The sequence below is a fragment of the Neisseria sp. 27098_8_112 genome, assembly GCF_041433235.1.
GTDB lineage: Bacteria > Pseudomonadota > Gammaproteobacteria > Burkholderiales > Neisseriaceae > Neisseria.
This window is the reverse complement of record NZ_JAPWBB010000005.1, coordinates 30,805-45,544: the sequence shown is the minus strand read 5'-3', so window position 1 is coordinate 45,544 and position 14,740 is coordinate 30,805. Positions and strand designations below refer to the sequence as shown.

Genomic DNA, 14,740 nt, shown 5'->3' with positions numbered 1-14,740 from the left:
GAATGTGCATAGTTAGGGTTTCAGACCGTGCGGCAGGTTATAAACAAGCTTTCAGACGGCCTTTAAGGCGCTGAAAACAACTCTCGATTATAAAGGCAACCATCCTTAAAATCCAGTATTTATACAATAAAAAGGCCGTCTGAAACATATCCTATTCAGACGGCCTTCAAACTTAAAAATCAATCCTGAGTCAGCAAAGTCAATGCTTCCTGATATTTTTCGACTGTTTTCTGAATTACATCGGCAGGCACTTTAGGCGCAGGCGCTTTTTTGTTCCAACCGCTTTGCTCCAGCCAGTCGCGGACAAATTGTTTGTCAAAAGACGGCGGATTGGTGCCGACTTTGTATTGGTCTGCAGGCCAAAAACGACTGGAGTCAGGCGTCAACACTTCATCCATCAAAGTCAGCGTACCTTCTTCATCCAAACCAAATTCAAATTTGGTATCGCAAATAATAATACCGCGGGATTTCGCATATTCGGCCGCTTCTGTATAAAGCTGAATTGCTTTGACGCGCACTTCCGCCGCCAATTCTTTTCCGATAATGCGTTCGCATTCTTCAAAGCTGATGTTTTCATCATGATCGCCAACTGCAGCTTTGGTCGATGGCGTAAAGATCACTTCAGGCAGTTGTTGCGCTTCCTGCATACCTTCAGGCAGTTGAATACCGCAAACAGAGCCTGTCTTTTGATAATCTTTCCAACCGCTACCTGCCAGATAACCGCGCACAATAGCCTCCACTTTCACCGGAGTGAGCTTTTTAGCCACGACGGCGCGTTTCTCCAAAGCTTTAGCTTCATTTTCAGGCAAAACATCGTAAACTGTCTGACCGGTAAAATGGTTAGGCATGATATGAGCCAGTTTTTTAAACCAAAAATTGGAAATCTGCGTCAGAATCTCTCCTTTACCCGGAATCGGATCATCTAAAATCACATCGAATGCAGACAGACGGTCGGAAGCAACCATCAACATACGTTTATTGTCAATTTCGTACAAATCGCGGACTTTGCCGGAGTAGATTTTTTTCAAGCTGATTTCAGACATTTCGGGTATCTCTTTGGTAAACAGAAGAATTTGGTATTTTAGCCCAATTTGGCATCTTTCGTCAGATTGTTTACAAAATAAAGGCCGTCTGAAACCTTATAGCTCGGTTTCAGACAGCCTTAGACTTTGATTTTAGGGACAAACCCTAAAAACCATCATCCTATCAGATGGCAGGAGCCTGAGTCTGATCTTGGATTTGGTTCACAGCAGACAGAGAGTAGTAGTCGCCGTGGCCGGTTACTTGGTAAGTGCTACCGTCAGCAAACTTGAAGTTTTCAACTTTGTGATCGTTACCGGTGAACCAATCGTCGATAGTGATGCTGTCGTTAGTACCGACAGAAACAGTCAGGTTAGCACCAGATTTGCTCAGCAATACGTCGGAAGCTGCAACGCCTTTACCGAACAACAGGGTGTCATTACCACTTTCTTCACGGATGGTGTCGTGACCGTAACCTTTGTCGAAGAAGTAAGTATCGTTACCGGTACCGCCGATCAGGATGTCGTTGCCGACACCGCCGTCGAGGTAGTCGTTACCGTCTTTACCCACCAGGCAGTCGTCGCCGGCCAAACCGTACAGATGGTTGTTGCCGCCGTTACCTTCGATGTTGTTGTTCAAAGAGTTACCGGTACCGTTCAAGTTTTGCATACCTTGCAAAATCAGGTTTTCAACGTGATCGGTCAGGGTGTAGTCGATAACGGTACGAACAGTATCGATACCGGCTTGTGCATTGCCGTACTCGATAACTTGGTCGTTGGCATTGTCAACGAAGTAAACGTCGTTACCATCGCCACCGCGCATGATGTCAGCACCGGAACCACCGTTCAGGTAGTCGTTACCGGCACCACCTTGCAGGTAGTCTTTACCTTCTTCACCATACAGAGAGTCACCGTCGGCATCACCGTAAATGGTGTCGTTACCGGCACCGGCGTAGATTACGTCTGTGCCGTTGCCACCGTAGATGATGTCTTCGCAAGCAGTACCATAAATAGTATCTTTAGCATCGGTACCGCGGATAACGTTGCCGTCTTTGCAGTCTTCAGCTCGAATAACATTACCTGGGTTTTTGTCTTCGTGACCGTATGAGTTGTTTTGGTTATGGTCGTCAACACAGTCTTTGCAGTCTGGCTCAGGTTTTGGTTCTGGTTTAGGCTCAGGTTTTGGCTCTGGCTTAGGCTCAGGTTTTGGTTCTGGTTTAGGCTCAGGTTTCGGTTCTGGCTTAGGCTCAGGTTTTGGTTGTGGTTTTGGTTCTGGTTGCGGTTCTGGCTGTGGCTCAGGTTTAGGCTCAGGTTTTGGTTGAGGCTTAGGCTGAGGTTTAGGTTGTGGTTTTGGACATGGGATCGGTTTGATTGGATCGCAGTTGTAAGGTGGGCAAACCGGAACACATTTGTAGTTAGGCGTTTTTGCCGGTGGGCAGAAAGCCGCAATAGCAGAAACCAAACCGGTTACCGCATTAACTACTGACACGCCGACGCTGGCAATGCTAGCGATGCTGCCGATAGAAACAGAAGATTTTGCTGCAGGAGCGCAGTAGTAAGAAGAGTAGGAAGCCTTAGGCGCGGGTGCGCAGTAAGAACTAACCAGGGGTCTAGTATAATACCCCCCGTAACAGTATGCCATAATAATTACTCCCAAAAGTTAATAAAATATTGGGTTGACGGAACGAGCAAATCCGCCCTTGCCCAATTATTATTTTAGTAATATTTTGCAAAATATTTACTCAAAAATATCAAACGGTAGAATTTGCCGATAAAAGGATGGAGTTTCGCCTGTTTTTAAATTCCATTATCCTAGCAACAATAAAAACATTAACATTGATTCACACTCTCTCAAACAGCATAGATCCTTTATCTATCTTGTTAAAAGCTAAATTTTAACTCTAGTTATAGTAAACAAACATAATACCAATAAGCAGTTATTATTATGAATAGATAATATCGACAATTTACCCAAATACAGCCGCCTCTGCATTTTGTTCTACGCCAATAATGTGAATTTGTCGTATTTACACTATAATGACACGAACACCTATTTAACAGCTATCAGAGGAGATACTCAACCATGCGTACTTTATTGACCGGAGCCAAAGGCCAGCTTGCCCGTTGTCTGCGCGACCGCCTGCCCGAAGATTGGGAACTGATTGCTACCGATTCTACTTCGCTGGACATTACCGATACCGAAGCCGTGCATCACATGATCAAAAATTTCCAACCCGATGCCATCGTTAATGCCGCGGCTTACACTGCCGTCGATAAAGCAGAAGAAAACGCAGAGGCTGCTTTTGCCGTCAACGCAACCGCTGTTCACAACCTGGCCGCAGCTGCCCGCGCCGCACACGCCCGCTTTATCCATATTTCCACTGATTATGTATTCGACGGCGAAGGCAAACGCCCTTACCGCGAAACCGACTACACCAATCCGCGCAGTACTTACGGTCAATCCAAAGTTGCAGGCGAGCTTTTGGCTTTAGCCGCGCATCCGGAAAGTACAATCGTCCGTACTTCATGGCTGTTTAGCGAATACGGCAGCAATTTCGTCAAAACCATGTTGCGCCTTGCCAAAGAACGTGATTCTCTCTCCATCGTTCATGACCAAACTGGTTGCCCAACTTATGCAGGCGACTTGGCTCATGCCATCATCAGTTTATTGCAACAGCCTACTTCCCCACGCGGCATCTTCCATTACTGTGGCAATAAATCGGCAACATGGTACGAATTTACCAAAGCCATCTTTCAGACGGCCCACCAATTAGACAACAGCTTCCGCATTCCGGAACTGAACGCGATTACCACCGATCAATACCCCCTGCCCGCTCCGCGTCCGGCATACAGCATTATGGATTGCTCACGCCTAGAGACCGAGTTTGGTATCAAACCGTCCGACTGGCAAAAAGCCCTGCGCGAAATTCTCCGCACAATCGACTGATAAGCTGATCCATCTATATCAAGGCCGTCTGAAAACATATTTTCAGACGGCCTCTTTGTTTCTTTTATATCAAATGCTTTATCTATCCAGTCTGTCATTTGAAAAGTGCTACAATAGCCGTTTATTTTATTTTTCAGACGGCCTGACACCATGTGCAACCATCATCCTAAACATTCACACGATAATGACACCATCCGCATCCGCGGCGCGCGTACACATAATTTGAAGAATGTCGATTTGGACATTCCGCGCCACAAGCTGGTAGTGGTAACAGGATTGTCAGGCAGCGGCAAATCGTCGCTGGCGTTTGATACTTTGTATGCCGAAGGCCAACGCCGTTATGTTGAAAGCCTTTCTGCCTATGCGCGCCAGTTTTTGCAGATGATGGACAAACCCGATGTTGACTTAATTGAAGGCCTGTCGCCCGCAATTTCTATCGAGCAAAAATCCACCAGCCACAATCCGCGTTCCACCGTCGGCACGGTAACGGAAATCCACGACTACCTACGTCTTTTGTACGCACGCGTCGGTACCCCGTATTGCCCCGAACACAATCTACCGTTGTCCAGCCAAACTGTGTCGCAGATGGTTGATGCCGTCTTAAAACTGCCGGAAGACACGCGCGTGATGATTCTTGCGCCGGCAGTGCGCGAGCGTAAGGGCGAGTTTGTCGACTTCTTTGCCGACTTACAGGCGCAGGGCTTTGCGCGTGTACGCGTGGACGGCGAAGTCTATCAGCTTGACGAAGTACCGAAGCTGGAAAAAAACATCAAACACAATATCGACGTCGTTATCGACCGCGTTAAAGTAAAAGCTGACATCAAACAGCGGCTGGCGGAAAGTTTTGAAACCGCGCTGCGCCACGGCAACGAGCGCGCGCTGGCCATGGAAATGGAAAGCGGCGAAGAACATTGGTTCTCCGCGCGTTTTGCCTGCCCCGTATGTTCATACAGCCTGCCCGAATTAGAGCCGCGCCTGTTTTCCTTCAACAACCCGATGGGCTCCTGCCCAACTTGCGACGGCTTGGGCAATACCAACTTCTTCGATCCCGAAAAAGTGGTCGCCCATCCTGAATTATCCTTAGCCGCAGGTGCAATTGATGGCTGGGATAAGCGCAACCAATTCTATTTCCAAATGATTCAATCGCTGGCGCGGCATTATGGTTTCGATGTGCAGGCTGCTTGGGAAACGCTACCTGAAAAAGTCAAAAAAGTCGTGCTGCACGGCTCGGGCAAAGAAGTCATCGACTTCACCTACCTATCCGAACGTGGCACTACCTTCAACCGCAGTCATGCCTTTGAAGGCATCATTCCCAATCTCGAACGCCGCTACCGCGAAACCGACAGCGAAACCGTGCGCGAAAAACTGCGCGAATACCAAAACCACCGCGCCTGCCCGAGCTGCGGCGGTGCACGTTTGCGCAAAGAAGCCCGCTACGTTTACGTCAGCGGCGAACCTTTGCACGAAGTTTCAGCCTGGCCGCTCACCAAAACCCACCAATTCTTTGAAACGCTGGATTTGGACGGCAACAAAAAACAAATCGCCGAAAAAATCCTCAAAGAAATCACCGAGCGGCTCGGCTTCCTGATTAACGTCGGGCTGGATTACCTGAATCTCTCCCGCTCCGCCGAAACCCTCTCCGGCGGCGAAGCCCAACGCATCCGCCTTGCCAGCCAAATCGGCAGCGGCCTGACCGGCGTGATGTACGTTTTGGACGAACCCTCCATCGGCCTACACCAGCGCGACAACGACCGCCTGCTCGCCACCCTCAAACGCCTGCGCGATTTGGGCAACAGCGTGATTGTGGTCGAACACGACGAAGACGCCATCCGCGAAGCCGATTTCGTCGTCGATATGGGCCCCGGCGCGGGCGAACACGGCGGCAACGTATTGATTGCCGACACACCCGAAAACGTAGCCCAATGCGAAAACTCCGTTACCGGACAATACCTCAGCGGCAAAAAATCCATTGCCGTGCCGTCTGAACGCACCCCCATCAATCCCGAGCGGATGCTCGTCCTCAAAGGCGCGCGCGGCAACAACCTCAAAAACGTTACCCTCGAATTGCCGCTCGGTTTGATTACCTGCATCACCGGCGTATCCGGCAGCGGCAAATCCACCCTGATTAACGACACCCTCGCCAAAATCACCGCCCGCGAACTCAACCGCGCCCAAGAAGAACCCGCCCCATACGACGACATTCACGGCCTCGAACACCTCGACAAAGTCATCAACGTCGATCAATCCCCCATCGGCCGCACCCCGCGCTCCAACCCCGCCACCTACACCGGCCTGTTCACCCCCATCCGCGAACTCTTCGCCGGCGTACCCCTCTCGCGCGAACGCGGCTACAACGTCGGCCGATTCTCCTTCAACGTCAAAGGCGGCCGCTGCGAAGCCTGCCAAGGCGACGGCGTGATTAAAGTCGAAATGCACTTCCTGCCCGACGTGTACGTCCCCTGTGAAGTCTGCCATGGCAAACGCTACAATCGCGAAACGCTCGAAATCCAATACAAAGGCAAAAACATCAGCCAAGTCCTCGACATGACCGTCGAAGAAGCCCGCGATTTTTTCGACGCCGTCCCCACCGTATCGCGCAAACTGCAAACCCTCATGGACGTAGGCCTCGGCTATATCCGCCTCGGCCAGTCCGCCACCACCCTCTCCGGCGGTGAAGCCCAACGCGTCAAACTCGCCTTGGAACTCTCCAAACGCGACACCGGCAGAACGCTCTATATCCTCGACGAACCCACCACCGGCCTGCATTTCGCCGACATCGCCCTGCTGCTGGAAGTCATAGGTCGTCTGAAAGGCAAAGGCAACTCGATAGTGATTATCGAGCATAATCTGGATGTGATTAAAACTGCGGATTGGATTGTGGACTTGGGGCCGGAAGGGGGTGATGGCGGGGGGAGGATTATTGCGGAAGGCAGCCCTGAGATTGTTGCTAAGGTTAAGGGAAGTTATACTGGGAAGTATTTGAAGGTGGTTTTAGACTAACGTTTGGATAAAAAGGTAAGTAATATGAAGCAAGAAAAAGATTGGAAAAAACTGGAAAATGATGTCCTTACATTTTCTTCAATTTTATATGGAGCTCCTGCTAAGAAAGAAAATATAGAAGGTATTAATTTTGATGCGGTAATCCATCTCCCTCAAAACCAGCTCATACTAATTGAAATAACTAGAAATTTTACCTTAGACAAAATTCGTGGCGATATTAATAGATTATCTACTGCACGAACGAATCTGTTTCTGAAAGGGCAAATGGCACAATGTATTCTTGTGATACACAAAGAGCCAACAACTGATATGGAGACTACTGCAAATGGTGCCCATATTCAATTACTTTCATATGAGCAATTTGTAAATCAGGTAATTGATTTTGAAAAATATATCACACTACGGAGTAATAAGGTTTTTGGTAGTGCAATTAATCCATCAACAGGGGAATCTGACACACAAGAATATATCCCTGCAACTTATCTTAGTGAAAATGGAAAAAAAACTTTCTCAATAGAAGATTTGTGTGAAACTTTATCACAAAACAATAAGATTATCTTACTTGGTGAATACGGCACGGGGAAAAGTAGATGTACAAAAGAAATATTTGCACATATTACCCAAAATGAAAAATATTCAAATAAATTTATACTATCAATTAACCTCCGCGAACACTGGGGCGCAGGAACAGCAGAGGAAATTATTGTTGGTCATTTAAAGAGAGTCGGGTTTGAGGTAAAACTAGAAAGAATTTTATCATTACTGGAATCAGGAAAGTTTATTTTGGTTTTAGATGGTTTTGACGAAGTAGGCTCTCAAACATTCGGCAATAGCCCTGAAAAGCGTTTATCTATCCGCAAAAAAGCATTACAAGGAGTTAGAGAATTAATTAGTTTAAATAAAGGAGGGGTTTTAGTAACTGGCAGACCTCATTATTTCAATAGCCACGAAGAAATGCTGGATTGCCTAGGATTATCTGTTAAAGATATAGGATTAAGACTCATTAAATGTGCAGAAGAATTTAATGATGCCCAAACCTCTTTATATCTAAGCAAGTTAGGCGTGACCACAAAATGTCCTATCTGGCTTCCTAAAAAACCTTTAATTTTTAATATTATTTCATTAATACCTAATGATGAAAGAATTAAAATATTAGAAAATGAGAATGGAGAATTGTCTTTTTGGGGGCAATTCCTAGATGCAGTTTGTGAGCGTGAAGCAAGAATTCATAGTTCCATCAATTCAAAATCAGTTAGAAATGTACTTATTGAATTGGCTAAGATTACTAGATTTAGTGATTTTAATCTTGGTAGATTGACACCTAAAGATTTTAATGAATGTTATGAAAAAGCAACAGGAACTTCTCCTGATGAAGCAGGGCAATTAATGCTTAGCAGACTGTGTATGATTGGAAGAATTGAACCTGAGTCACCAGATAGGCAATTTGTGGATAAATATGTTTTGCAGCTATTATTCGCTGAGAATATATTCAACGATATTTCATATAAAAATGAAAGTATACTACAAGAAACTTGGAAACAAAGATTAGATGAGTTTGGCATTTCAGTCTTAGCATCATGGATACAATTATATGACTTATTAGATGATGCCCTTTCATTAGTTTTTAGAATGCCTGACAACGGTAATTCACAGGCAATTATAGAGATATTATCTGCATTAAGTTTATTAAAATTGAATCCAATTGATTTATCAGGCCTCCAACTTAAATATGCTCAATCTCCTCTTTTCTCTTTGGGAAACACTCTATTCAAAAACATTAAATTTTACCAATGTATTTTTGATAAATTGACTTTTGAAAATTGCTTAATTGATGATTCTGCGCATGTGATATTTGATGAGTGTATGATTGATATGGTAACAGGTTTTGCTGCAGAGCATTCTTTACCTAAATGGCTTGTGAAGTCTTCAATCGAAAATAAACAAAATACATCTAATTCATCCCGAATTAAAGACAGCAACTTACCTACATCCCAAAAATTACTCCTTTCAATTATTCAGAAAATATTTTTCCAATCAGGCGGCGGAAGGCAGGAAGATTCTCTTTACAAAGGTGGCTATCAAGCAGATTTTGATAAAGAGTTAATCGATTCAATCTTGAAATATCTAGTACAGGAAGGATATATTACCAAAAGTAAAGATAGTTCAAAAAACATATATAACCCCAATCGCTATTACACTGAGAGAATGAGGGCCATAAAAGATCAATTATCTCTTAGTAAAGACCCTATTTGGTTGGATGTTTTAGAATTTCAGAGCAAAATGGAAAGAAAACGAAAGACAAGAGATAAAACTCGTGGTTAGCAAGTCGTAAACTGTAAACCCAACCCACCGCGTGCGTGGCTACGCCACACACCCTACCTGTGAATTACACGGAACTTCGAAATCAACGTGTAGGGTGTGTGCGGAACGCACGCACGCGGTTGCTTGATTGACGGTTTGCCATTTCAACTTTTAACTTTGCTGAAGCTAGCGCTTTCAGACGGCCTCCAATATCGTCTGAAAACATCAGCTTCAACAAAGTTAAAACCTTAAACAACAAACCATTCCTTCCCTAACCTCCAAACAAAAAACAAAAATCCTATGGCGCGTTATCGCAGAAACTTCATTGCCGGCAGCACATTCTTTTTCACCGTCAAACTCGCCGACCCAAAATCGCGCCTGCTTGTCGAACATATCGGCTTCGCGTGCGGCTTATATGGATGTGCAAAAACAATATCCCTTTGAAACCGTCGCCGTATGCGTGCTGCCGAACCATATTCACGCCATTTGGACGCTGCCGCCCGATGATGCGGATTATTCCCTACGCTGGCGGCTGATTAAAACCAAATTTTCCGCACATTTCCCTCGTGCTGAGAACCTTTCCACCAGCAAACAGCGGCGGAACGAACGCGGTATTTGGCAACGGCGTTTTTACGAACACACCGTGCGCGACGAAACGGATTTGTAACGTTGCGCGGACTACATCCATTTCAATCCTGTCAAACATGGATTATGTGGCAATGTCCGCGATTGGCCGTTTTCGTGGTTTCACCGTTATGTGCGGGACGGATGGCTGCTGTTAGATTGGGGCGGAACAAAAGAAACAGCGGTAATGAGTTTCGGAGAGTGAATGCTATAAAAAACTACCGACCGCGTGCGTGCGTACCGCACACCCTACCCATGAACCATGAGGAACTTCAAAATCAACGCGTAGGAAGGGGGCGGTACGCACGCGGTTGCTTAATTGACGATTTGCTGTTGTAAATTTCAACTTAGTTTAAACTAACGCTTTCAGACGGCATGAAAAATGGCCGTCTGAAAATTGAAAATATTTTATCTAAAATAACTCTCCTAACTCACAAAACAAAAAACGGATTCCAAATCATTGGAATCCGTTTTTCTGTAAAGCTTAGCCGTATTATTTAGCTTCTTCTTTAGCGTCTTCGGCAGCTTCTTTGGCATCTTCCGCTGCGTCTTTTGCATCTTCTTTAGCCTCTTCAGCGGCATCTTTGGCTTCTTCGGCTTTTTCTTCAGGAGTTTCTGCAGCCGGAACGCCTTTCAAAGCGTCCAAAGAAGTTTTACAAGTTGCATCGCGTTGGTCTGCAGGCAGGTTTTTCAACGCTTCTTTGGTTTGTTCGAAAGATTTTTGCATCATGTCTTTGGTTGCAGCATCTACGTCTTTAGTTGCCTCGGCAAATGCTTTTTCGTACTCGTCACAAACGGCAGAAGAAGATGAGCCTGAACCGCCACCGCATGCTGACAGGGACAGAGCAGCCAACAAAGCTGCCAATAAAGCTGATGTTTTCATGTGTCTCTCGCTTTTTTAAATTTAGGTTAAAGGATGTTATATGTTAATTCATTATATGAAGACGTCAAGCGTTTTTGTTTAATTTAATCAAAACTATATCATTAAAAGAGCCAGCCTATCTCAACATGATCAAGGCCGTCTGAAATTTCAGACGGCCTTTGCTTTTTTTAAGTAATCCTTTTTTCAATGATTACGCCGCTTTACGGTGATAATGTCTGAGCGCGTGTTCTTTACGTCTTCCGCTTGAGAAGGCGGATACGCGTTTCAGGTAGCCGATCACTCGGGTGCCATAGTCGATGTCGTGGCTGCCGCAAGCAGAACAGGCGTGCAGGGTGCGTTTGTCGATATGGCCGCATTCGTTGCAAATGGTGATGCGCACGTTCACGCAGAAATAGTTGCAGCCGGTTTGCGCGGCGATGTCCAGCAGCGAGCGATAGCCGGATTCGGGCAGTGCTTCGTCGAGGTTCAGGTGCAGCGCGGAGCCACCGTCGAGCCAGTCCACCAGTTCTTTGCCGTGCAGCAGGAATTTGTCGAGCGCGTTGATTTCTTCGTCTTCGACGACGTAGAAATAGGAGTTGTAGCATTCGCGGCTGACTTTGTAGCCGTCGGCTTTGTCCCATTTGGCGTTTTTCACGCCGAGGTTTTCGGCGGGGACAAACTCAGTGTTGAACTTCACGCCGTAGTGTTTGCTGGCGGCTTGATTGGCTTCAAATATGGTTTTCAGACGGCCTTGGACAAAGTTGATGTAGTCGTCGTTGTAGCCAACTTTGATGCCTTGCGATTCGGCGGCTTCCGCCATGCCATTGATGCCGATGGTGAGGAACTGTTTGTCCAGAGTGATGAAGCCTGCATCGTAAACGGGCAGCATGCCGGCAGCTTGGTATTCTTCCATCAATTTGCGGTAGGCGTATTGGTATTTGTGGATTTTGGCGACTTCGGCGGCAAGGTCGCGCCCGTCTTGTTCCAGCCGGTTCATATTGATGGTGATGACGTTGATAGAACCGGTTGCCACACCGCCCGCACCAAGTGTGTAGCTGAAGGTGCGGTCTTCAATGGCGTTGCGCAGTCGGCAACAGGAAGCCAACGAGTCGGGATTGTCGGAAAGATAGACGAAGAAGGAATTGCCTTCCGCCAACTCTTTCGCCATTTCATCAGCAAACACGGTATCTTTACATTTGCCGCCATCGGTCAGCATCGCAGCGGTCACGACGGGAAAAGTCAAAACGGCTTTGCTGCGCTCTTGGTTAAACCATTTAAGGAAGAAGTTTTGCAGCTTCGCCAAGCTCGCCCACACCGGTTTGCTGAAATCGGGGAAGACGAAATCGCCGAACATCGCATCAAAATAGTATTGATCGTAAACGGAAATATTCCAGAATACGCTCTGATAGCCGCGCGCGGCGGCGGGCTGGTTGATGCTGTACACCACCTGCTGCATATGGTTAGCGATTTCTTTGCCGTGGGTTTCCAAATAATCGTCGCCGTAGTCCTTGCGGGCGAAGTAGTCGAAATAGGTCAGAAATTCCACCGTCGCCACCGCACCGGCAAACTGCGCGCTGATGGCAAACACAAGATTGATAAACGAGCCGCAAAACGAAGCCAGATGCTGCGGCGCCTTAGATTCGCCGCCGAGTTTGCTTAAGCCGTCGAGCAGGAAAGGATACAGCGTAACCGACACACAGTAAGGCTTGAGGCTGGTTTCGTCATGCACATAAATCTCATGTGCCTCAATCTGCCGGATGTATTCGTCGGCGACGGATTGGTCGAAAATTTCGGCGATTTTGCGCGACACTTGGGCACGGTTAATCTGCACGAAAAAGTCTTTCATGATTTCCGCTTCCATCGTGGCGATGTTTTTTTGCGTTACGTTGGCGTTGGCGTCCATTTTCGAGCCGTCCGCCGCGTTTTGCGCGCTGATGTAGTCGCGCATGAATTGTAGTTTTCCGTTTAACTGTTCGGGATGCAGCCGAATCATGTTAATTCTCCTGTATAGTTTGGATGATTTATCAAGCAATGACGGTCAGGCCGTCTGAAACATCGCTGTCAGCGAATACAATAAATTCAATTTAAATCAGTGCAATACAGCATTGAGCTAAATTGAAGCCACTGGAAACACTTTAGGCACGGGTTTGTCTTTGATAAACAATCGGTTCAACACTTCGCCCGTGCGCAAATCGATAAACTTCTGATTTGTGGTCGGGCTGTCCAAGCCGCCCAGCTCCATCTGCCAGCGGCCGGTTTTCAGATACGTCAGATAAGGCAGAATGCCGTCTGAAACCGCTTCCAGCTCCTCACGCTCCAAACCGGTGTACAAACAGGCTTTCAAACCCGCCTGCGTCACGATGCCCAACATTTTCTGCAAAACTTCCGGCTGCCATTCCCCGCCCATAAACAACACGCAGCTAATCAGCCCGCGATAGCGTTTCAGACGGCCTCTCAAATAATCCTCGGTCAATTCCGTGCCGATACCTCCTTTCCACGCATCGGCACTGTGGCAACCTTTGCAACGCAGCGGACAGCCTGAAAACAAAAATGCCAGCGACACTTCGCCCGGCACTTCCTGCCATACAATTTGCTCAACTGTAAATTTCAAACCGCTCATTGCAATGCCATAAAACACAAGATATGGTGCGAATTAAAACACAAGACTACTAGATATGGTATTTTTATTTAACAATGTATTTTACTTATATAATAGATTTTTATTATTTAACTAATTGCGAATTACTATAAAGTAGTAGTTTTAAACCAATAAAAAGGCCGTCTGAAATCATCTTTCAGACGGCCTCTATTTCAGGTTTTAGCCCCGATTCGAGCCTTTAACCATATCCATCAAAAACAATCGGCAATCCAAATTACCGTTAAACAGCGGAATCTTACGCTTCGGAGAAAGGCGCATAAATTTCGGCATATCTCGATCGCCGGTAAACATTCCGGCAAGCCAGCCTGCGTAATGCTGTTTCAACCATGTGCCCAGTTGCGGATAAAGCGCCTGTAAAGCCTGAATTTCGGCAAGGCGCACGCCATAAGGCGGATTGGAAATCATAATGCCGTGTTCGCCGTTCGGCCGCGCGGCTTGCGCATCTTGCACGTCAAAACGGATGAAATTATCCACTTCGGCGGCTTGGGCATTGGCCAATGCGGCGCGGATCATATAACGATCGTTGTCGCTGCCGGAAATTGGCGCGGCTGCCGGTTTGATTTGTTTTTCAGCTTCACGGCGCAGGGCTTGCCATTTTTCTTGGTCGAAGTTTTGCAGTTTTTCAAAACCAAAACGGCGCATCAAGCCCGGCGCACGGTGTGTCGCAATCCATGCAGCCTCAATGGCAATCGTGCCGCTGCCGCAAAACGGGTCTTGGAAAGGTTGCGTACCGTCGTAACCCGCCAAAAGCAGCAAACCTGCCGCCAAGTTTTCTCTCAATGGCGCTTCGCCGGTATCCTGACGATAGCCGCGTTTGAAGAGTGCTTCGCCGGAAGTATCGATAAAGATCTCTACATTGCGCTCATCGATAAAGGCATGAATGCGGATATCGGGGTTGATTTTACCCACGCTCGGACGCGCATCATAAATATCGCGGAAGGCATCGCAGACGGCATCTTTGATTTTCAAGCCGACAAAATCCAAGCTTTTCACATTGGCGCGCTTGCCTTCGACTTTGACTTTAAAGGTCTGCTCCAGCTTAAACCAACCTGTCCAATGCAGATTTCGTGCCAGTTTGTAGATATCGTGTTCGTTGCGATAACCGCCTTTGGTCAAACGCAGTAAAACTCGGCTGGCAACGCGCGAATGCAGGTTGATGCGATACACCTGCTCCATCGTGCCTTTACATGCCACTCCGCCGTCAACAGCGCGGATATCCTGACATGCCATGCTTTCGAGTTCCTGCGTCAAAGGCGCTTCCAAACCGCGAGGACAAGTGATAAAAAGTGAATAAACCGTCATATAAAACCTTTCCGGGTAGAGCTATC

Annotated in this window: 11 protein-coding genes and 1 pseudogene; 5 read left to right on the top strand and 7 right to left on the bottom strand. The window is 46.9% G+C overall.

Translation table 11 applies throughout. The features are described 5' to 3' along the window. Positions 1 to 179 precede the first annotated feature (179 nt). Together O3682_RS04635 and O3682_RS04630 are read right to left on the bottom strand one after the other, a co-directional pair. Entirely contained in the window at positions 180 to 1,043 is an 864-nt protein-coding gene (locus tag O3682_RS04635; protein WP_371508707.1) for a phosphoribosylaminoimidazolesuccinocarboxamide synthase, read from the bottom strand. 163 nt (positions 1,044 to 1,206) lie between these two features. Beyond that, entirely contained in the window at positions 1,207 to 2,661 is a 1,455-nt protein-coding gene (locus tag O3682_RS04630; protein ID WP_371508705.1) for a calcium-binding protein, read from the bottom strand. 441 nt (positions 2,662 to 3,102) lie between these two features. On the opposite strand from O3682_RS04630, the gene rfbD reads away from it, so the two are divergent. From rfbD to O3682_RS04615, 3 genes are all read left to right on the top strand, one after another. Beyond that, complete coding sequence (rfbD, locus tag O3682_RS04625) at positions 3,103 to 3,966, top strand: dTDP-4-dehydrorhamnose reductase (RefSeq protein WP_371508704.1); 864 nt, start codon at positions 3,103 to 3,105, stop codon at positions 3,964 to 3,966. A 150-nt stretch (positions 3,967 to 4,116) separates the two neighbouring features. Continuing rightward, complete coding sequence (gene uvrA / locus O3682_RS04620) at positions 4,117 to 6,966, top strand: excinuclease ABC subunit UvrA (RefSeq protein ID WP_371508702.1); 2,850 nt, start codon at positions 4,117 to 4,119, stop codon at positions 6,964 to 6,966. Positions 6,967 to 6,990: 24 nt separating this feature from the next. Beyond that, entirely contained in the window at positions 6,991 to 9,288 is a 2,298-nt protein-coding gene (locus tag O3682_RS04615; protein WP_128581454.1) for an NACHT domain-containing protein, read from the top strand. Between the two features lie 82 nt (positions 9,289 to 9,370). Here the strand turns inward: O3682_RS04615 and O3682_RS04610 are convergent, their stop codons facing one another. Next, complete coding sequence (locus O3682_RS04610) at positions 9,371 to 9,523, bottom strand: hypothetical protein (protein WP_164836728.1); 153 nt, start codon at positions 9,521 to 9,523, stop codon at positions 9,371 to 9,373. Between the two features lie 44 nt (positions 9,524 to 9,567). Between O3682_RS04610 and O3682_RS11735 the strand changes: the two are divergent. Together O3682_RS11735 and O3682_RS04600 are read left to right on the top strand one after the other, a co-directional pair. Next, positions 9,568 to 10,096: pseudogene (locus tag O3682_RS11735) on the top strand (REP-associated tyrosine transposase). Further along, positions 10,093 to 10,230: a hypothetical protein gene (locus O3682_RS04600; protein WP_371508699.1), complete on the top strand. Its 138-nt coding sequence runs from the start codon at positions 10,093 to 10,095 to the stop codon at positions 10,228 to 10,230. The pseudogene O3682_RS11735 and the gene O3682_RS04600 overlap by 4 nt, the downstream one beginning before the upstream one ends. A gap of 154 nt (positions 10,231 to 10,384) precedes the next feature. On the opposite strand, the gene O3682_RS04595 is transcribed toward O3682_RS04600, so the two are convergent. The 4 genes from O3682_RS04595 to O3682_RS04580 form a co-directional block, all read right to left on the bottom strand. Beyond that, entirely contained in the window at positions 10,385 to 10,774 is a 390-nt protein-coding gene (locus tag O3682_RS04595; protein ID WP_049344783.1) for a DUF5339 family protein, read from the bottom strand. Positions 10,775 to 10,964: 190 nt separating this feature from the next. Continuing rightward, positions 10,965 to 12,746: an anaerobic ribonucleoside-triphosphate reductase gene (nrdD, locus tag O3682_RS04590; protein WP_371508697.1), complete on the bottom strand. Its 1,782-nt coding sequence runs from the start codon at positions 12,744 to 12,746 to the stop codon at positions 10,965 to 10,967. A gap of 117 nt (positions 12,747 to 12,863) precedes the next feature. Further along, positions 12,864 to 13,373, bottom strand: a complete 510-nt coding sequence (gene nrdG / locus O3682_RS04585) for an anaerobic ribonucleoside-triphosphate reductase activating protein (RefSeq protein WP_371508696.1) — start codon at positions 13,371 to 13,373, stop codon at positions 12,864 to 12,866. A gap of 198 nt (positions 13,374 to 13,571) precedes the next feature. Further along, complete coding sequence (locus O3682_RS04580; RefSeq protein ID WP_371508694.1) at positions 13,572 to 14,714, bottom strand: THUMP domain-containing class I SAM-dependent RNA methyltransferase; 1,143 nt, start codon at positions 14,712 to 14,714, stop codon at positions 13,572 to 13,574. Between the last annotated feature and the right edge of the window lie 26 nt (positions 14,715 to 14,740).

Bases quoted from the DNA above. Each gene is read 5' to 3' on its own strand.
- O3682_RS04635 (WP_371508707.1), bottom strand. From the start codon at position 1,043: ATGTCTGAAATCAGCTTGAAAAAAATCTACTCCGGCAAAGTCCGCGAT.
- O3682_RS04630 (WP_371508705.1), bottom strand. From the start codon at position 2,661: ATGGCATACTGTTACGGGGGGTATTATACTAGACCCCTGGTTAGTTCT.
- rfbD (WP_371508704.1), top strand. From the start codon at position 3,103: ATGCGTACTTTATTGACCGGAGCCAAAGGCCAGCTTGCCCGTTGTCTG.
- uvrA (WP_371508702.1), top strand. From the start codon at position 4,117: ATGTGCAACCATCATCCTAAACATTCACACGATAATGACACCATCCGC.
- O3682_RS04615 (WP_128581454.1), top strand. From the start codon at position 6,991: ATGAAGCAAGAAAAAGATTGGAAAAAACTGGAAAATGATGTCCTTACA.
- O3682_RS04595 (WP_049344783.1), bottom strand. From the start codon at position 10,774: ATGAAAACATCAGCTTTATTGGCAGCTTTGTTGGCTGCTCTGTCCCTG.
- nrdD (WP_371508697.1), bottom strand. From the start codon at position 12,746: ATGATTCGGCTGCATCCCGAACAGTTAAACGGAAAACTACAATTCATG.
- nrdG (WP_371508696.1), bottom strand. From the start codon at position 13,373: ATGAGCGGTTTGAAATTTACAGTTGAGCAAATTGTATGGCAGGAAGTG.
- O3682_RS04580 (WP_371508694.1), bottom strand. From the start codon at position 14,714: ATGACGGTTTATTCACTTTTTATCACTTGTCCTCGCGGTTTGGAAGCG.